Here is an 18,736-nt window from a genome sequence, read left to right on the forward strand (position 1 = left end):
GGAGCTGTCCTTAGTACGAGAGGACCGGGATGGACGTACCGCTGGTGTACCAGTTGTTCCGCCAGGAGCACGGCTGGATAGCTACGTACGGAAGGGATAAGCGCTGAAAGCATCTAAGCGCGAAGCCCCCCTCAAGATGAGATTTCCCAATTAGTAAGACCCCTTATAGACGATGAGGTAGATAGGTTCGGGGTGGAAGTGCCGCAAGGTATGGAGCTGACGAATACTAATCGGTCGAGGGCTTATCCAAGAAAGAGTCTTGCAAGCGAAAGCGAGTGAGGCGCGCTGCTCAAGCATGAAGTGAAGTTTCGGATCTAGTTTTCAGGGTGCAAACTCTGATGCTTACGTAGTCAGCTTTCTAACGAAAGTTCTTAGTTTGGTGACGATGGCGAAGGGGAACCACGCGTTCCCATCTCGAACACGACCGTTAAGCCCTTCAGCGCCAATGGTACTTGAACCGCAGGGTTCTGGGAGAGTAGGACGTCGCCAAGCTAACCTACATAGGTTTATATCATTAAATATTTTAATTAATAAGGCCCGTTGGTCAAGTGGTTAAGACACCTCCCTTTCACGGAGGTAACAGGGGTTCGAGTCCCCTACGGGTCATCAAAGCAAGGGCGCTTAGCTCAGCTGGGAGAGCATCTGCCTTACAAGCAGAGGGTCGGCGGTTCGATCCCGTCAGCGCCCACCATATATGTATGGATTGACGCGGGGTGGAGCAGCCCGGTAGCTCGTCGGGCTCATAACCCGAAGGCCGCAGGTTCAAATCCTGCCCCCGCAACTTAATAATTTCGAAGATAAGTAAGCTTCGAAAACACTGTGGAGCCGTGGTGTAGTGGCCCAACATGCCTGCCTGTCACGCAGGAGATCGCGGGTTCGAATCCCGTCGGCTCCGCCATTTCCATTAGTAAATATTGAGTTTTAATTTTGAATTCATATCCCGTAAGGGTTTATTCGTTTGTTTATAATTCATATATTATGGCGATCGTGGCGAAGTGGTTAACGCATCGGTTTGTGGATCCGACACTCGAGGGTTCAATTCCCTTCGATCGCCCATTTCTAAGATTAACCAGATTGGGGATTAGCCAAGCGGTAAGGCAACGGACTTTGACTCCGTCATCCCTAGGTTCGAATCCTAGATCCCCAGCCATTATTATGAGACATTAGCTCAGCTGGTAGAGCACCTGACTTTTAATCAGGGTGTCGTAGGTTCGAATCCTACATGTCTCACCATTAACACAATGCGCGCGTATGGCGGAATTGGCAGACGCACTAGACTTAGGATCTAGCGGGCGACCGTGGGGGTTCAAGTCCCTCTACGCGCATTACCTAAAGAATTAACCTTTGAGGCTCTATTGCTCAAAGGTTTTCTTTTGTTAGAGAATTTGATCAGAGCTGTTAGTTATCTTACTGATTTTGGGATTTTAATACCAGGGTTAACAAAAGTATGAAGCTCATCAACAATGTCTCCATTTTTAATCTTGAGTGCAATGATTTCAATATTGGGGATATTCAGTAATATGGAGGTGGCTTCAAATTCAAGCACGACCCCTTCAATTGGCATTGTAAATCTCATTGTATATCCATGCAACACCCCTGGGGCCTTCTTGTCAGTCTTGCCCATTAAGTTTATAGTACTTAAGCAATCTGTATAAGGTTGATCAGGGATGGAACAAAAATAGGTAAAACTGGTCTCCCGCCCCTCTTGAAATAACTCCGCTGCTAAAATAATCGACTTCTGTTTTTCCATTAGATGGTCCAACCCTTCCTACATATTCGAACAATTCCAACTTCTAAATCTCGATTACATACTCCTTCAAATGTTATAATAGTTTTACATATCTGAGTCTATTAGAAAAGCTGGGGGAGGAATTTGACAAATCAAAGAGAAGACTCGATTCAGTTAAAATTTGAATTTTCTGATCCCGATGAAAGAAAACTGTCTTATGCGACTCAGGGGAAACGGGAATAAATTCTGATTTTGTTGCGGGAAGACAATGAAAAATATTTTGATGTGAATACATACTTTCATGATTTTGAAGGATAAGGGATTGTGCTATGGGTCAAAAGGATATTTATAAACGAGTATATACCTGTGCTGGCCAGCTTTTAGCTGAGAAGGGGTATATAAGCCCGCTAGAACTGCTGATAAAAATGGAACGTGTTACCCTTCAGCAGGTAGGGGACTGGCGGTCCAGACGAATCCCTTATTTAGAAAGAGTGGCCATTGGCAATTTAGCCAAGATGAGCACGATACTGAGTGCGCTTGGTGCTTTTGCTAAGGCGATGGAGCTGGAAGCTTCCCATACCGTATACATGTCATGGGGAAAGGGACAGAAACAACAGCTGCGCTTTTCCAAGTCAGGAGCAATGCAAATGGAGCAGTTGTATTCGACGCATTATGTGCAGCGTAAGAAAAAGCATCTGATTTCTAAGGAGAGTGGAAACCATGATAGAACCGTGGGAGAGACGAGTAGCTGATATTTTAGGGGTGGAGCTGGAAGAAGAAGATGTCGATGCCAATGAGGAAGAGTCCAGTTCACTTCCCCAGGCTTCCAACAAAACACTAGAGATCTACCATCGTTACTTGAGTGAGCGGTTATCGTTTCCCTTTGCAGCTGTTTTTGAACAAGAGACAGGTCCCTTTGATTCGATCACTCATCAAGTGAAGGTCATCGGTTTAGAAGAAGATTATGATGATTTCTATGGACTATTATGTGAAGTAAAGGAAGGCAGAAAGAAACGAATTGTAGAACTGGATGAATTGAGAGTCGAAGAAAAGGATCCGAATTATAAGTTAATCGATGACTATTCGAGCTGGTTCTGCAATTATCGTTAGCTTGAATGTTGGAAAGGGAAATGATGAATCAGGATTGACCGATACATGGAAAGAGGTGAAGTTTATGATACGTGACTTTGCGCGATTCATGAAAGCTGCTCAGGACTTGGCTAATAAAGTGAAAGGCTTGCATTCTGTGCAGGAGATCGTTCTTTGCGGTTCGATGGCAGCTGGCGACCTGTATCCGAGTGATCTCGATATGGCTGTTGTTCTAAGTGCTGAAGATGAGCTTCCGCACTTGGCCAAATATTGTCGGCAGGTTTCTTCTACGACCCATGCTTGGGAAGTATTTGTATTCAACACCGAAAGGAAATACCTTGGACGTATCTGCCATAAACGCGAATGTCCTGCACGCTACCCATGTGATGCTAAAGACTGCGGTAAAAAGCAGCACCTGCGTAACATCTGGGGGTTCCATTTCGATCCACTTTTGTTTCTTGCTCCCGATCTAAAAGTTCTATGGAGCCGGAATGAAGATAGCGTTCTTTTGAACTGGGGGAAAGAGCTAAATGTGAAATCATTCGAGGTTCAAACCTACGAACCGAAACGATTAAAGTGCTGGGAGTGTGGCGCCCGCTTCCTATTCGATGCTCAGGATCAGAAATACTATGCCAAACGTGGGTGGGACGATCCGAAACGTTGTCCGAATTGCCAGAAGAAAAAGTGGTTCAGAATTGAAGAGGACGATGAGTGGGAATGATGATCTCGCGATTGGATGCAACAATATAAGGCAAACGGTTACATTGCTTCCATTGAGGAAACAAATGATCTGGTTTATCGGGCGGCGGAGGAGTGCTGTGAATGTATAAGGGTTATCGAGCTTGAAGAGAATGATCAGGCATGGACAAAATTTTCGAAATGTTAAGACCAATTCTTTAGGAACGAGCCAATATTGTTTAAAGGTCGTGAGCGTCAAATAGACCCCACCTAGCGTTCAGAATGGGGCCTGTATATGATAAACATAGATTAACTCAAGCGGCAAAAGTCCGGAAGCAACGGCGACCATGGCATAAACGATGCCAAGGTTTGAGGCTCCTGCAAATTGGCAAGCTGTGGCAATTGCTCGAACAAGTACGTGAGATAATGAAACGGGTGCAGCCCATTTTCCTTGGCCGTCTCGATCACACTGTAAATGGCTGCGCTGGCCTTCGCTCCCCGCGGTGTGTTCGCAAACAGCCAATTTTTACGCCCGATCACAAATGGCTTGATCGATCGCTCACCCCGATTGTTGTCGATCTCCAGTCCCCCGTCCTTCATAAAGGCCGTCAGCTTCTCCCACTGGTTCAAGCTGTAGCCGATCGCCTGACCCAGAGTGCTCTTGGGCATCGTCCGGGATTTCTGCTGACGTAGCCAGGTCGAGTAGGCATCCAGCACCTCTTGGCTCTGTTCCTTGCGTGCGGCCAGCCGTTCCTCGGGCGTAGCGTCTTTTAACTCCCGTTCGATGGCAAACAACGGGTTGCAATACGCCAGACCCTGGACCGCTACGCTGTGCGGGTTAGCTCGGGCTTCTGGCGCTGCCTTCAGCGCTTCATCATATTTGCGCCGTGCATGCGCCCAGCACCCCACCAGCGTCACATCCTTGACCTTGTGGTAGCCCGCATAGCCGTCCACATGCAAGTAGCCTTTGAATCCGGCCAGAAAATCTCGCCGATGCTCGCCGCCCCGGGTACGCTGGTAGTCATAGATCACCACAGGCGCTGCCCCCCGGCTCGTCCGATACAGCCACATGTACGAGTCCGACTGTGCGGCTTTGCCTGGCTCCTTCAGTACCTGCAGCGTCGTTTCGTCTGCATGCAGCGCTGCCTGTTTCAGCAAGTGCCGCCTCATCTCGACTACAACGGGCAACAACCACTGCTCCGCGCCGTAGATCATCCAATTCGCCATGGTCTGCCTGGACAGCGGATAACCCAAACGCGTCCAATCCTGCTCCTGACGGTACAGCGGCTGGCTGTTTATGTATTTTTGGCACATCACATGCGCCATCGCCGATGGGGACGCCAGACTTCCAGGATAGATAGGCCGTGGCATCGGCGCTGTGACGATGGGCGTTTGCAGCTCATGACGCTCACAGTGGCGGCAAGCATAGACCTGACACAAATGCTCAACCACCTTGACCTGCGGCAGCACGACCGCGATTTCACGACGGGTTTCCGTGGTCATTTCATGCAGCGGTCTGCCGCAGCAATGGCAGCTCTACTCATCTTCAGCAAGCGTATACCTCACGGTTTCTACCGGTAGCTTCGAGAGATCCGCCTCGCGCTTGCCGCTCGTTTTACGGCGCTCATAGGTGATCTGTTCCTTTTCCGGCTCTGGCGCAGCGGTCACTTCCGCTTGACTGTCATAAAATTTTAGAGTCAGAGGAGGTAACCCAGGTGAATCGGCTGATATTAAAGAATCCAGAGAGGGTTGGGGGAAGTGAGCAAGTGAGCAGAAAGACAAGGGAAGAAAAATAAAAAAAAACGGATGCAATCATAATCGCAACTGCTTTTACAGCTAATTTGATATTGGTTTCCAGAAACTCGGACATGGGCGTTGTTACGAATGAATATGGAATGAATCTATTAAAAGCTATCAATGAGAAAAAATAGATACAGAAATATCCAAATGAAGTCAAGTCAATTTAAACTGTTCACAAACCAATCTGATTGGTTTTAAGACCACCATTCAGGTGGTAGCCTGTGGCAGCGTAGTTGTCAATCACACGAGTACAGGTAAAACAGGTTATTGACCAGCACATAGCCACCGTGTGGCGGAAGGGGTAGCGTCGCGGCCATCTCGCACACGTGATCGATCTTCGTGTAGACCGTACCGTCGGGTGCATTATTGTTTTGTCGTACAAGTCAATCGAATGAATCAACGAGGCGCTGCTGCATTGGACTACTGTTGCTTGAACTTGATGGCCCCAAACGACTTTGCCTTCCAGATGCGAATGTTGAAAGCCGATCTGCTCCACCTGCAGAAGCGACTCGGTCTTGACTTTGTTTTGCAGCACGGCTTCATCCCACTTGCCTTCAGCTAAAAAATGTCCAAGCGTCATGCGGTGGCGATCACTATATTCGGTCAAATCAATCACCTTGCCGCGGTAGCCTTTCGCTGTTGCCGCCGCCATGTACGTCTCGATATGCGCCATCACCGGCTTTGAAAAATAAACTGGCAAGCGATGTTGTAACAAATAGTTGGCAGCGTTGCATGATCGGGTACGATGGCGGTATGAGACATAGTGATTTCTCCTTGGTGTGAAGATTGTTGTGGTGACTACCTTTTACCACAAGGAGAGCGCTTTGTCTCTACTATTTTTGGATTTACAGTTTATTGGGAGCCAATTTGCTTAGTTATAGATGCAAAGCCTTGAACTACCTTTTCCATAGAAGGTAGTTCTTTTTTTGAGCCCATGACTAGGCTGAGGATTATCAAGATGCTTGCGAAACGGAGGAGGTTGGTCGAAAAAAATGTAATATAATGTAAAATAATAATAATTTGAAAAAAATATTTGCATTTCACTACAAATCCTGATATATTACTATTTGTCGCTAAATTCACGGATACGCGGAAGTGGCTCAGCGGTAGAGCATCGCCTTGCCAAGGCGAGGGTCGCGGGTTCGATTCCCGTCTTCCGCTCCAGTAATGAAATAAATATTGCGATTTGTGTGGTAATGTTGTATAATACATGAAGTGTCTTTGTAAAGGGTCATGCGGAAGTGGCTCAGCGGTAGAGCATCGCCTTGCCAAGGCGAGGGTCGCGGGTTCGATTCCCGTCTTCCGCTCCAAACAAAATATGCCGGTATGGCGGAATTGGCAGACGCGCGCGACTCAAAATCGTGAGGGAAACCGTGGGGGTTCAAGTCCCTCTATCGGCACTAGCTTTAACGGGACGTAGCTCAGCTTGGTAGAGCACCTGGTTTGGGACCAGGGGGTCGCATGTTCAAATCGTGTCGTCCCGATATTCAGCAAATTCTTATGAGTTTGCCCGTCTTTGCGGGTGTAGTTCAATGGTAGAACTTCAGCCTTCCAAGCTGATAGCGTGGGTTCGATTCCCATCACCCGCTTCGATTTCGAAGCAAAACCTTGATGATTGCATCAAGGTTTTTTATTTGCAAAATGCCGATTAATCCTTAATAATTTAGGACTTGCATCCTCTTCGTAATTGTGATATATTATAAATCGTTCTTGTTTCAGTAGCTCAGCTGGATAGAGCAACGCCCTTCTAAGGCGTGGGTCGGGGGTTCGAATCCCTCCTGGAACGTAATGAATAACCGTTAAAGCCGCGATGCAGTCGCGGCTTTTTATATTGCCTATTAATGAGGCCTATACTCTCATAGTAGGTTTTTTTCATAAGCACTTGTGAATTTTTAAGGTGTGTCTGGCAACTCAGAGGTACTTCACTTATAATAAGAAAGGCAGACAGCTAGCTATAGTAGCTATCCGGAGATAGCACATAATATGTTCAAACGGGGTGTAAAGATGAGTTTTTTTGATTTGTCAGGTAAAGTAGCCATCGTAACGGGTGGAGCAGTAGGCTTGGGCGGTGGAATCTCATTAGGATTGGCACAGGCGGGCGCTGATATTGCGATTGTTACGAGCAATGATCGGAATCGTGAAACACAGCAGCAAATTGAGGCTATGGGACGGAAGGTTCACACGATCGTAGCCAATTTGTCTGATGAAAAGGAACTGCCTCGGATCGTAAGTGAAACGCTCTCAGTGTTTGGCAAAATCGATATCTTAGTTAATAATGCCGGAATTATTCGTCGTACGCCTGCTGCTGAACATTCTGCTCAGGATTGGCACGATGTGATTAATTTGAATATGAATGCCGTTTTCTTTTTGTGTCAGCTTGTAGGTAACGAGATGATCAAGCAAGGATCCGGTAAAATTATCAATATAGCTTCTATGCTTAGCTTCCAAGGCGGCATCAACGTTCCAGGTTACACGGCATCAAAGCATGCTGTAGCAGGGATTACCAAGGCTTTGGCCAATGAATGGGCGAGTAAAGGCGTGCAGATCAACGCGATCGCTCCTGGATATATGGATACAGACAATACGGCAGCTATACGTGCCGACCAAGATCGCAACGCACAAATTTTGGCGCGTATTCCTGCAGGACGTTGGGGAACGACAACGGATTTGCAAGGCCCAGCAGTGTTCCTGGCTTCGTCAGCTTCTGATTATATGAACGGCCACGTAATGTGTGTCGACGGTGGGTGGATGAATCGATAATGGCAAATGAACAAAGTTCCAATCGGACTCAAATGTTTCAGCCGGAGCTGATCACATTCGGTGAAACGATGGCGCTAATGATGCCGGCAAATTCCAAGGGAATTGAATATTCCTCGCAATTTCAAAGCTTGTTCGGCGGTGCAGAAAGTAATGTGGCTATCGGGGTTGCACGTCTCGGGCATCGCGCAGGCTGGTTTAGCCGTCTCGGGAAGGATCCATTTGGCCAGGTGATATTGAAAAAACTCCGCGGTGAGGGCGTTGACGTATCCCAAGTCGTGCTGACGTCGGAGGCTCCCACGGGGCTGATGCTTCGCGAGGTCGTTTCGGGTAAAACCTCCGTGTACTACTATCGTAAAGGCTCTGCTGCCAGCACCTTGAAGCCGGAGCACCTGAACGAGGAATATATCAAGCAGGCTAAGTTTCTTCATGTGACGGGCATTACACCTGCTCTCAGCGCATCGTGCCGCGAAGCCGCTATTGAGGCAATGAGAATTGCGCGCAAGAATGGGGTTAAAGTATGTTTTGACCCGAATCTGCGATTGAAGCTGTGGGCATTGGATGAAGCGCGTGAAGTGCTGCTGGAGTTGGCGAAAGAAGCGGATTATTTCCTTCCTGGCTTGGACGAGCTGAAGCTGCTGTATCAAACGGATAGCTTCGAAGACATCGTAGCGAAATTAAGAGAATTAAATGCTGTTTCCATTGTAAAAGGTGGAGATGATGAAACATATGTAGTCGAGAAGGATTTGGTTCAGTCCGTGCCATATTTCAAAGTTGAGCAGGTCGTAGACACTATTGGTGCCGGCGATGGCTTTTGTGCGGGATTTATTGTCGGATTGTTAAAAGAGTATTCGCATGCAGAAGCTGTTCGTCTTGGCAACCTGATTGGCAGTATGGTTGTGCAAATGGAAGGCGATTGGGAAGGCATCCCAACCTGGGAGCAGGTTGAGGCTGTACTTAATAATGTGAAGCATGTAGAGCGCTAGGACAAGTCGCCCCGAGAAAGAGCAGTCACGCAAACCAGCACTACACCAAAAGTAAAGCTTGTCCCGAAGGGGCCAAAGCGCTTCGAAAACTGGCAGTCACCCCTACCAGCATCACACCAACAGTCGAGCGTGTCCCATAGGGACGAAAGCGGCCCGAGAACCCAACCCTGTCGCATACGTGCCAAGGGAGTCCAGAGGGCAGGGTCCTTTGGGGCCCTCCCTAATAGGGAGGGTTTGGGAGGGTAAAGTACAATGAAAAGGATGATCCAACATGAAAAAAATCAAGCTTGTGCAGCAAATTTGCCAGGAAGGTGTAGTCGCGGTTCTGCGCGGAGAGACACCTGATGAAGTTGTTGAAATGGCTGAGCAGGCCATTGAGGGCGGTATTAAAGTTATTGAGGTCACAATGACAGTCCCGTTTGCTCTGCAAGCGATTGAGAAGCTGGCAAAAAAATATTCCAGCTCCACACAAGATCCATCCAAATACGCAATCATTGGTGTCGGTACAGTTCTGGATCCAGAAACGGCGCGCATCGCCATACTAAGCGGCTCTGAGTTTGTTGTAGGGCCTGCTTTGAATCCGGCTACAGTCACATTGTGCAACAGATACCGAGTGCCCGTAATGCCGGGTGTGATGACGATCCAGGAGATTCAACAGGCGTTGGAGCTCGGGGTAGATATAGTGAAGCTGTTTCCTGGCAATCTGTATTCACCGGCTACAATCAAAGCAATCAAAGGCCCGTTGCCGCAAGCAAACATTATGCCAACTGGTGGTGTATCACTAAGCAATTTGGCCGAGTGGGTTAAAGCGGGAGCTGTTGCTGTAGGAATTGGCTCTGATTTGACTACCGATGCATTAAAAGCAGGCGATTACAGTCTTGTAGCTAAAAAGGCAGCGCAATACATCGAGGCTTATCAAGCCGCGAAGCAGTAATCGAGGTTGTATTTTGTTTTTTAGGATGATTTTTTCAATGATCAGCAGGAGATGGAGGCCGAGTGTTTCCATCAGTCTGCTGATTAAGAGTTTGAAAATTAGTAGGATTCATGCGAACAGGTTCGATCAATATCCTCAGACCTATCCCCGTAAAACCATTAACCACCATGGTCAATACCATAGCGATTTAACATATTGCCCTACAACTACATAGAAGATATTTTTTAGAATGCTGCTTTTCTGCTGTTGTTAGATCTGAATTGGGTTGATCGATATTTGTGAATTCGGATCACCCGTTAAAAACGAATACCAGCGATTTCTGAAGCGCACCTGAGGACCATCAGCCAGGACATGGGCTTCCATTCGTAAAGCATCGGGAATGGGACGGGGATGCTGACTCTCCACGATGAACTGATCCTCTTTAAGGACCTTGCTGCTATACTTGGAAAATATGAGGCTCAACCCCGGGAATTTGGCAAAGTTACGTCCTGCGAGCCCGAATAAGGCGGTAACTTCCTTATCTATAGGTGTAAATGTAACGTAATTGATGAATTGGCTGCGCTTAGTCTGATCGACAGGAGAGAGAAGCCAATGATTCGGAAATTGGTAATCGAGAAAGGCACTGCCGTTATGTATCCGAATGGTATCTTCGGTGGTCTCAAACTCAATATTGATCTCCTTGCGGGATGTTTTTCCGATCGTTTTATTGTGAACGATAGGCAGGTGGGCAACGTCAAGCACGCTTTCCACCACACGTGTCAGATGAGCCTTCCATACAGCATCATAGGGAGCCATCATATAATCAGGATTTTCGAGAACCGGATATAGCTCCAGTGGAGGAAGGGTCTCATTAGCCAGCTCCTGATAGGTCTTCGGATAAACCCAGATCAAATCGGCTTTTTCCAAAACCGGGTAAGAGCGCGCGTGGGCAAAATTGGGGATTTCGCGATCTGGATGGGCGGGAATATCGACGCACTGTCCATCACCGTTAAAGCTCCATGCATGGTAAGCGCACTGTAATAGTCCGTCCTTGCAGTTGCCCAATGACAAGTCAGCACCACGATGCGGACAATAAGCATGCAGGGCACACAGCTTTCCTTGATCGTCACGAAACAGAACCAGGTCACGTCCTAACAACCGTTTTTTCAATAGCTTCTGTCCAGCCCTTATCTCCTTGGTCCAACCGATAGCATACCAGGTACAGGGGAATATTTCATGATCTTCCTTACGACTCTTCCGATACGTTTGGTTTTCCATGCTGACAACCCTCCTAATTTGTTAGTGTTGCCAATAGGTCAAATGCGATTCATTAAATCGTGAGCACAACTAGGCGATAAGGTGCACGCATGATCCTGGGAGGGATCTCGGCAAGCTACTATTATTTACACTATACCAACAGTAGTAGACTTTGAAACAAAAAACCATCCCGCCAAGGAGGGTTAGCTCCGGCGTGGATGGTCTGGTTATTAAGTGTTTTTATTCAGTTGCTACCGATTGGTCAGCCTGCAGGCCAACTGGAGCAATACGTACAAAGCTGGTCTCGAGATTGTTCAGCAAATGCTGTATCGTGTCAGCTGCATCCTGCTGTCCGGAACCAAGCAGCTCTTGATGGTAGGCGGTAAGCAGCTCGTTCAAATCCTTGCTGCTTTGCGCTCCAATCTTTTCGATTTTAACTTTCGCGCCTTTGGCAATACGGCGAGTGATAGCTTGCTCATCCAAGCCCATTTCAGGCACAAGACGTTGGTATATCACGCCGCCAGTCATACCTGCGCAAATCCAGGGGCCTGGGTCACCAAGCACTACTGCGCGGCCATTAGTCATATATTCAAAAGCGAAGCCCTTCAGATTGGCACGGCTTGCGATACCGCCAAGCTCATCCTGAAGCGGCGTATTGATTTCACCGCCAAATACGACATCAGCACCGGAAAAGCGGATGCAGGCACGGCTATCAGCATTCCCTTGAATAAGGAACAGCCCTTTTTGAGCGCCGTAACCGAACGATTTGCCTACGGAGCCGTTAATATATTGATGGTTATGGCTAGGTGATTTCAAAATGGCAATCCGGCCGCCAAACGACATTTTGCCAACTCCGTCCTCAGCACCACCATGTACAGTAATTTGTAAGCCGTGTGCATTAAAGGCACCGAGTCCATTACCTGGTACAGAACCGTCAGTCAAGTTCAACGATACCGCCGGTAGAGCCTCATAGCTGCCGTCGAAACGATTTCTTACGCGGTGACTGGCATAACGGGTACCCAGGATTCGGGACTCGGCATCGACCTTGGACCAGTTGCGCTGAATAGGAGCCTGGAAGCTCAGGGAGTCAGGGAAGAACTCCTGGCCTTCTGCACCTGCGGCAATGCGGATATCCGATGAAATCTCGGAAGCAGCCGCTGCTTGGGCATCGACGGCAGCCGCAAAGGAAACAGGTGCAGGCCGCAGGATTTCGCTCAAGTCGATTTTATCGAGACCATTGATTTGCTGCAATAAATCGGAGCGTCCAACGAGCTCTTGTGCATGCTGGAAGCCGAGCTGCGCGACGATTTCACGAATTTCTTCACCCATGCCGCCGAACAATCGCACAAGTGAATCGACTGCCGTATCATAGACACGAGGAACAAAGCGGCGCAGGCCTTTTTCTTCAGCTTCTTCCATGGAATCAATCTGAGTGGCGATCCCTACATGGCAAGTATCCAAATGACAGCCGCGGCAGGTTGTGCAGCCGATTGCTTGCATGGAGATACTGCCGAAGCCGCAGCGGTTGGCACCAAGCATCATCATTTTGACGACATCAGCACCGGATTTCAATCCGCCGTCAGACCAAAGCTCAACCTTATGACGCAGACCGGCTTCAATTAAAGCCACGTGCGCGAGCTTCGTACCAATTTCGGTCGGTAAGCCCACATGTGTCAAGGAATGGATGCGTGCCGCACCAGTGCCGCCATCAAAACCGGACAAGGTAATAACTTCTGCACCCGCTTTGGCTACCCCGACTACAATCGTTCCGATGCCGGGTACGACAGGAACCTTGACGATAATTTTAGCTTTGCGTCCACTGGCTTCCTTCAATTCGGAAATAATTTGAGACAAGTCCTCAATAGAATAAATATCATGGTTATTGGATGGTGAAATCAAATCGGAACCGATAGTCGCATTCCGTGCTGCTGCGATCTTGGCAGTAACCTTGGAGCCTGGCAAATGTCCGCCTTCACCTGGCTTGGCGCCTTGGCCGATTTTAATTTCCAGAAAAGCTACCGCATTGGCAAGCTCAATGTTAATCCCGAAGCGACCGGAAGCCACCTGCGCTCCGCGTGTCTTGGTGTAGCGGCCAAGCATATCTTTAATTTCTCCGCCCTCACCGTTCATGGTGACCATGTTCAACCGCTCGCCTGCCTCGGCATAGGCGCGGAACGCTGTTTCATTCTGCGAACCGAACGACATGGAGGAGATCAGCATAGGCAGGCTGTGTCCGCCAACGCCGATATCGACTTGAGAAGGCGCAAGCGGCTTACGGCCTTCCTGAAGGGCTTTATCATAATTAAAGTCGGCAACGTGACGAATCGAAATCGGATTGCGCTGCTCTTCCTCGCGCAGCTTATCGCGATAGTCACTGTAAGGAGCGGTGCCTGCAGCAGCTTCACCTAATGCTTTCCACATTCTTTGGAAGAAGTGGAAATTGCGTGCCGCTTTGGCTTTTGGATTGGAGAAGTCATGATAACGGGCTTCGGCATCCTTTTCCAGCTCTGCAAAACCGGTCCCAGCCTGTTCACTACCTAAATAGTTAACAATATCAAGTACATCGGCAAGCTCCGGCTTGAGGCCAATCGAAGAGAAGAAGCGCGTATAGCCGCGAAGCTCATGCGTACCAATAGTCGAGATGACTTTTTCCAAGCCTTTGGTTAAAGCGCTGTACACCTTGCGTGCTGCCGGTGCGCCGTTTTTGGCGGATGCAGTAGCGAACAAGAGATAAGGTGACAAGATATCGGCACCGAGTCCACAGGCAACGGCAATATCGTGCAGGTTGCGAATGGCAGCTGTGCGCAAAATAAGGGTAGCTTGGCGGCGCAGATTATGGCCGTTGGGCAGCTTTTCTGCTCTCAGGGTGATATCAACCTGGGATACAGCAAGATGTGGGTCTATGAATAATCGATCATTTTGATGAGCATCGGCATCATCCAGAATAATAAGCATAGCGCCGTTACGAACTGCGGACACGGCTTCTGCTGCCAATGTATTCAAGGCTTCCTTCAAAGAAGCGCCTCGTGCAAACGTAGTGGACAATACAACGACTGCATGCTCACCTTGGGCGGCGAATAATGCGCGAATTTGCTCCAGGCTTAATTGATTCAGCTCGGTAAAGGAGTTTTCGGCATTACTGCCTTCTAGCACCAGCGGTGTAAGCAATTCTATACGCAAACGCTGATCAGGCTGTTCATAGATGCCTGGGCGCGGACCGACAATAATGCGAGTGGAAAAGTGCTCCATTTCACGATCGCGATCAATCGCCGGGTTTGTAACAACGGCTACACTTTCTTTAATAAAGTCGGGAATATTCGTACGTTCCCAGTTCATACAGGCATGCGGACCATCGTGGCCCAGCGAGCGAATAGGCTCAGCGCCGGTTTCCGAGATCGATTCAATCATTTGGATGCCTTCACGGTCCCAACCAAAAGCGCTGTAGATCGCATCAACGATTGGTGCTGCTTCTGCCACAGGCACCTCAACTTCAGGCTGCTCCATATTCTTAAGATGCTTGCGCAAGCCTGCAAATTGAACGCGTTCGCTTGCACGATCATAAACAAGAGATTGAACACCGGAGTACGGAATAACCTGAACATGCTCCCCAGGTGTCAGGACGACGCCGACTTTTTCACCGGGCGCAATGGGCTTTGGATCAGCAACCATTTCACCAACCGTAATGACACCCTGCTCGGACGAGAAATAGAGCGAGGTTTCGCTTTCGACCATCCATACCGGACGCAGACCAAGTGCATCCACGCTAAAAATACATTCATCTCCATAACGAGATACGATACCAGCAGGACCTTGGGCATAATGACCCCATACTTGACGATAATATACATATAAGTCCTGCAGTTCCGGACGGAACAGCTTCATTTCATTAATAATTGGAGGGAATACAATTTCCATAGCTTCAAACAAGCTGATACCATAACGGTGAATAAACGTCTCAATGGTCCGATTCATATCCTGCGAGTCGCTACCGCCGTCCACCAGTTGAACACCCACCAAGTCGGCTTCCAGACGTAACTTCTTGACGGTATTGATTTCGCCATTATGACCTAACAGGGAAAAGGGCTGTACACGGAAAAAGCTGGATTGCGTATTTGTGGAAAAACGATTGTGGCCGATAGTGACCTGAGCTGCAAACAACGGATCACGTGTATCGTTAAAATATAGGGGCAGAATGCTCGCTGCACCCATCACTTTGTAGGCCGCGGTAACATTGCTTAGTGTAGCTACATGAACGGAATAGCGGCGTTCGATCGCTGTATGAAGCTCGAATAAGCGGTCAGCTGTCTTCAGCTCCTGCACTTTACAGGACGCGGCAATTTGCCAAAAGGTAGGTTCGTCAGCACGTCCATTAGTGCCAAGTACACTGCTGTCTACCTGATCTTCCTGCTCCAAAATGATTTCAACACCATACTGGGTAAATAGCTCGCGAATGCCGTTTTGCATATCCTTGACAGAGATGTCTAGCTTGCGAGGTACGAATATATGAGCGACGGAGAACTGCTCGGTGTACGCTTGCTTGCCATCCAAACCTGCATCGATAAGCTTTTGTTCCCAAAGAGCGCGTGGAATATCGGTTAAAATCCCACAGCCGTCCCCTTCTCCGTTAATAAAGCCTGAACGATGTTCCAATTTTACAAGGGCATCGATGGTTTTGCGAATATTGTCTCTGGACGGAAAGCCGTCCTTTTCTATAATACAAATAATCCCGCAGCTGTCGTGCTCGACAGCTAATAAATCTCGAAATTGTCCTTCATTACGCATAGCTTCATTCATGTTAGTGGTCAGCAGGCTGACCATCACCTCCCAATCAAAAGTTGTGGCTTAAGTCTTAACGGTACGTGAGCGTGCGAGCTGCAAGCTGCAAGCTGTAAGAATTAAATCAGAAAGAAGGAAAGCGGACAAATATACCAATTACCACTAATGAATAAAAATTCATTGTTCCTGTATAAAGGGTGGAAGGCAACAGATTGGAAGCGAACAATAATACGTATAGCAAAAGGAGACGGTAAAACTCGGGATTGATCAAATATGCAACGAATCAATCTGAAATATTGCTTGAAAGCGTAAAAATCTGCTAATTTACCAGAAACAGAGTATAGATAGAATATCACGAAATAGCGCGAGGCACAATAGAACATTATAGGTAAAACGCAGATGTAAGCGCTGTTTATTGTGCATAATTGGTGAATAATTAGAAAAATGCAATAATTTTTGAACTCTGTAAAAGCGAACGAACTATTATCTTATTCAGATAATAGTTCGTCATTTGAGGTATATGGATGAGGGAGTGAAGTTAAGGATTAGCTGCTATAACGGCAAAAGCATGCTCTGCCGCTGCTATGGTTGCTGCAATATCCGCCTCTGTATGGGCAGCGGTCATAAACCACGCTTCATATTTGGAAGGTGCCAGGCAAATTCCCTGCTCAAGCATCAATCGGAAAAAACGAGCGAATTGTTCGCCGTCCGTGTTCTGTGCATCGTCGTAATTACTCACAGGATGATCGCAGAAGTGGGTGGACAACGACCCGCGGATGCGGTTGATCGTCAGCGCAATGCCATGCTTGCGCGCGGCTTGGGCCAGTCCGGCCTCAAGACTGGCCGTCAGTGCATCGAGCCGGTCATATAGGCCCGGCTCCTGCAGTGCCTGCAGGCATGCAATGCCTGCAGAAATGGAGGCAGGGTTCCCCGCCATCGTCCCGGCTTGATAGGCCGGACCTAAGGGAGCTACCTGCTCCATGATCTCCTTGCGGCCCCCATAGGCACCAATCGGCAGTCCACCGCCGATGATTTTACCAAGGGCCGTCAGGTCTGGCTCGATGGCTGAAAGGCTTGCTGCCTTGAGGCCATCAAAGGTTTGCGCTGAGCCATAGTGGAAGCGGAATGCCGTAATTACCTCGTCGTAAATGACGAGAGAACCATTGCTGCGTGTAGCTGCACACAGCTGCTCGAGATAGCCGGATACCGGCATGACCATGCCAAAATTGCCGACAATCGGTTCAATCATCACAGCAGCAATCTCGTCACCCCACTTATCGAGTGCTTCCTTCAGCGCTTCAATGTCATTATAAGGAACGGTAATGACCTCACTGGCAATGCTGGGCGGTACGCCTGCACTGTCTGGTATGCCAAGTGTGGACGGTCCAGAGCCTGCCGCAACCAGCACCAGATCGGAATGGCCATGATAGCAGCCTGCAAATTTGACGATTTTGCTGCGTCCAGTAAACGCACGAGCAACACGTATGGTAGTCATTACCGCTTCTGTACCGGAATTGACAAAGCGCACCTTATCCAGTGAGGGGATGGCGGCCTTGAGCATCTGTGCAAAAGTAATTTCAAGCTCTGTTGGTGTGCCGAATAAGGTACCGTTCTCAGCTGCACGACAAATGGCTTCAGTCACGTGTGGATGGGCATGTCCGAGTATAATAGGGCCGTATGCAGCTAAATAATCGATATATTTCTTACCATCCTCATCCCAGAAGTAAGCTCCCTGGCCACGTTTCATGAATATCGGGGCACCGCCGCCAACTGCTTTAAAAGAGCGGGATGGACTGTTGACGCCACCGACAATGTGCTGGAGAGCCTCTTTGTACAAATACTCGGAACGTGGTCCGGCCTGGCTGTTAGTATGAAGTTCAGTCATAGAAAAGCTCCTTCATTATGTAAGATAGGAATCAGGCAATTTTAATGGAGCAAAAGCCCTTTAATGACGATAACGGCTTGTCCTTGAATCAATACCCTGCTGTCAGCCGTCTGCAGCTTCAGCCTACCGCCTCTTTCGGATAATTGAGCGGCTGTCAATGTACTCTTGCCCAGCTTGTCCCTCCAATAGGGAGCCAACGCACAGTAGGCAGAGCCTGTCACCGGATCTTCATCGACACCAACGGGAGAGAAAAAACAGCGGGCTACAAAATCATAATCCGGGTTGTCAGACCTACTTGTGACGAGCAAGCCCCGGCTGGGCAGGCTTTTAAGTATTTTGAAATCAGGCTTTAGTTCTTGTACGGCTCCTTCTGACTCAAGCTCCACAATATAATCCAGACGATTGCGATAAATAGCTACAGGCGTTACGCTGCCCAACGCTTCAATCAACTGAGGGGGAGCTTCTGCCGGGGCAGGAGGCTCTGCAGGGAAATTCAGCTCGATTCCATTATTCAATCGTTTGGCCGTCAGTACCCCGCTTTTGGTATGAAATCGAAGCTGCTCGATTCCATAGGCCGCCCCTGTTTCCCATATGACCTGCGCAGAGGCGAGTGTAGCATGACCGCACAGATCGACCTCGGTTTCAGGTGTGAACCAACGCAGGCGGTAGCTGCCATTTCCCATTGCACATAAAAAGGCGGTTTCGGACAAATTGACTTCCTTGGCCACCTGCAGCAGCCAATGGTCGTCTACAGGGAATTCCTGCAGGATGCAGACAGCTGCCGGATTCCCAGAGAAAGGAGTAGAGGTGAAGGCATCAACAGTATAAATAGGGATCAATCGTAACAGCTCCTTTTGGAAAAATAG

At 48.5% G+C, this 18,736-nt stretch carries 12 protein-coding genes, 14 tRNA genes, 2 rRNA genes and 2 pseudogenes; 23 read left to right on the plus strand and 7 right to left on the minus strand.

The window, feature by feature from the left end:
* The 10 genes from LRL21_RS04920 to LRL21_RS04965 form a co-directional block, all read left to right on the plus strand.
* Positions 1-250: ribosomal RNA gene (locus tag LRL21_RS04920) — 23S ribosomal RNA — on the plus strand; the annotation flags it as partial.
* Between the two features lie 125 nt (positions 251-375).
* A 5S ribosomal RNA gene (gene rrf, locus LRL21_RS04925) occupies positions 376-492 on the plus strand.
* A gap of 42 nt (positions 493-534) precedes the next feature.
* Positions 535-606, plus strand: a tRNA-Glu gene (locus LRL21_RS04930).
* 9 nt (positions 607-615) lie between these two features.
* Positions 616-691: transfer RNA gene (locus LRL21_RS04935), tRNA-Val, on the plus strand.
* A gap of 16 nt (positions 692-707) precedes the next feature.
* A tRNA-Met gene (locus tag LRL21_RS04940) sits at positions 708-781 on the plus strand.
* A gap of 40 nt (positions 782-821) precedes the next feature.
* Positions 822-898: transfer RNA gene (locus LRL21_RS04945), tRNA-Asp, on the plus strand.
* 83 nt (positions 899-981) lie between these two features.
* Positions 982-1,054: transfer RNA gene (locus LRL21_RS04950), tRNA-His, on the plus strand.
* Positions 1,055-1,075: 21 nt separating this feature from the next.
* Positions 1,076-1,150, plus strand: a tRNA-Gln gene (locus LRL21_RS04955).
* A gap of 7 nt (positions 1,151-1,157) precedes the next feature.
* Positions 1,158-1,233 (plus strand) — tRNA-Lys (locus LRL21_RS04960).
* A gap of 12 nt (positions 1,234-1,245) precedes the next feature.
* Positions 1,246-1,325, plus strand: a tRNA-Leu gene (locus LRL21_RS04965).
* A gap of 77 nt (positions 1,326-1,402) precedes the next feature.
* Here LRL21_RS04965 and LRL21_RS04970 read toward each other — a convergent pair.
* The gene (locus tag LRL21_RS04970) at positions 1,403-1,750 is read right to left on the minus strand and encodes a PolC-type DNA polymerase III domain-containing protein (protein WP_240414670.1); all 348 of its coding nucleotides are present in this window, start codon (positions 1,748-1,750) and stop codon (positions 1,403-1,405) included.
* A gap of 404 nt (positions 1,751-2,154) precedes the next feature.
* Here LRL21_RS04970 and LRL21_RS04975 point away from each other — a divergent pair, with 404 nt between their 5' ends.
* The 4 genes from LRL21_RS04975 to LRL21_RS04990 all read left to right on the plus strand — a co-directional run bounded on the left by LRL21_RS04975 (position 2,155) and on the right by LRL21_RS04990 (position 3,704).
* Positions 2,155-2,481 (plus strand): hypothetical protein, encoded by a 327-nt coding sequence (locus tag LRL21_RS04975; protein WP_240414671.1) that lies wholly within the window; start codon positions 2,155-2,157, stop codon positions 2,479-2,481.
* Positions 2,450-2,839 carry a calcium-binding protein gene (locus tag LRL21_RS04980; protein ID WP_240414672.1) on the plus strand — a complete coding sequence of 130 codons (390 nt, stop codon included), beginning with the start codon at positions 2,450-2,452 and terminating at the stop codon, positions 2,837-2,839. Before LRL21_RS04975 ends, LRL21_RS04980 begins: the two co-directional genes overlap by 32 nt.
* Before the next feature lie 88 nt (positions 2,840-2,927).
* On the plus strand, positions 2,928-3,539 hold the full coding sequence (locus LRL21_RS04985) for a zinc-ribbon domain containing protein (RefSeq protein WP_240414673.1): 612 nt from the start codon (positions 2,928-2,930) through the stop codon (positions 3,537-3,539).
* 15 nt (positions 3,540-3,554) lie between these two features.
* Entirely contained in the window at positions 3,555-3,704 is a 150-nt protein-coding gene (locus tag LRL21_RS04990; RefSeq protein WP_240414674.1) for a hypothetical protein, read from the plus strand.
* Positions 3,705-3,805: 101 nt separating this feature from the next.
* Here the strand turns inward: LRL21_RS04990 and tnpC are convergent.
* Positions 3,806-5,176, minus strand: a pseudogene (gene tnpC, locus LRL21_RS04995) (IS66 family transposase); the annotation flags it as partial.
* A gap of 301 nt (positions 5,177-5,477) precedes the next feature.
* Positions 5,478-6,058, minus strand: a pseudogene (locus LRL21_RS05000) (transposase family protein); the annotation flags it as partial.
* A gap of 327 nt (positions 6,059-6,385) precedes the next feature.
* Here LRL21_RS05000 and LRL21_RS05005 point away from each other — a divergent pair.
* The 9 genes from LRL21_RS05005 (at position 6,386) to LRL21_RS05045 (ending at position 9,973) form a co-directional block, all read left to right on the plus strand.
* A tRNA-Gly gene (locus LRL21_RS05005) sits at positions 6,386-6,460 on the plus strand.
* 71 nt (positions 6,461-6,531) lie between these two features.
* Positions 6,532-6,606: transfer RNA gene (locus LRL21_RS05010), tRNA-Gly, on the plus strand.
* 10 nt (positions 6,607-6,616) lie between these two features.
* Positions 6,617-6,696: transfer RNA gene (locus tag LRL21_RS05015), tRNA-Leu, on the plus strand.
* Between the two features lie 10 nt (positions 6,697-6,706).
* A tRNA-Pro gene (locus tag LRL21_RS05020) sits at positions 6,707-6,780 on the plus strand.
* Between the two features lie 34 nt (positions 6,781-6,814).
* Positions 6,815-6,885 (plus strand) — tRNA-Gly (locus tag LRL21_RS05025).
* Between the two features lie 123 nt (positions 6,886-7,008).
* A tRNA-Arg gene (locus LRL21_RS05030) sits at positions 7,009-7,082 on the plus strand.
* 218 nt (positions 7,083-7,300) lie between these two features.
* Positions 7,301-8,056 (plus strand): 2-dehydro-3-deoxy-D-gluconate 5-dehydrogenase KduD, encoded by a 756-nt coding sequence (kduD, locus tag LRL21_RS05035; protein ID WP_240414676.1) that lies wholly within the window; start codon positions 7,301-7,303, stop codon positions 8,054-8,056.
* Positions 8,056-9,039 (plus strand): sugar kinase, encoded by a 984-nt coding sequence (locus LRL21_RS05040; protein ID WP_240414677.1) that lies wholly within the window; start codon positions 8,056-8,058, stop codon positions 9,037-9,039. The genes kduD and LRL21_RS05040 overlap by 1 nt, the downstream gene beginning before the upstream one ends.
* A 271-nt stretch (positions 9,040-9,310) precedes the next feature.
* Positions 9,311-9,973: a bifunctional 2-keto-4-hydroxyglutarate aldolase/2-keto-3-deoxy-6-phosphogluconate aldolase gene (locus LRL21_RS05045; protein WP_240414678.1), complete on the plus strand. Its 663-nt coding sequence runs from the start codon at positions 9,311-9,313 to the stop codon at positions 9,971-9,973.
* 249 nt (positions 9,974-10,222) lie between these two features.
* Here the strand turns inward: LRL21_RS05045 and LRL21_RS05050 are convergent, their stop codons facing one another.
* The 4 genes from LRL21_RS05050 to LRL21_RS05065 form a co-directional block, all read right to left on the minus strand.
* Positions 10,223-11,230 (minus strand): aromatic ring-hydroxylating dioxygenase subunit alpha, encoded by a 1,008-nt coding sequence (locus tag LRL21_RS05050; protein WP_240414679.1) that lies wholly within the window; start codon positions 11,228-11,230, stop codon positions 10,223-10,225.
* Between the two features lie 219 nt (positions 11,231-11,449).
* Positions 11,450-16,003, minus strand: coding sequence for a glutamate synthase-related protein (locus LRL21_RS05055; RefSeq protein ID WP_240414680.1), 4,554 nt, complete (start codon positions 16,001-16,003; stop codon positions 11,450-11,452).
* Positions 16,004-16,523: 520 nt separating this feature from the next.
* Positions 16,524-17,870, minus strand: a complete 1,347-nt coding sequence (locus LRL21_RS05060; protein ID WP_240414681.1) for a glutamate-1-semialdehyde 2,1-aminomutase — start codon at positions 17,868-17,870, stop codon at positions 16,524-16,526.
* 41 nt (positions 17,871-17,911) lie between these two features.
* A complete protein-coding gene (locus LRL21_RS05065; RefSeq protein WP_240414682.1) occupies positions 17,912-18,709 on the minus strand; it encodes a PhzF family phenazine biosynthesis protein in 798 nt (265 codons plus the stop codon).
* Positions 18,710-18,736: the final 27 nt, after the last annotated feature.

Source organism: Paenibacillus periandrae (assembly GCF_022458865.1).
In the GTDB taxonomy this organism is placed as follows: Bacteria; Bacillota; Bacilli; order Paenibacillales; family NBRC-103111; genus Paenibacillus_S; species Paenibacillus_S periandrae.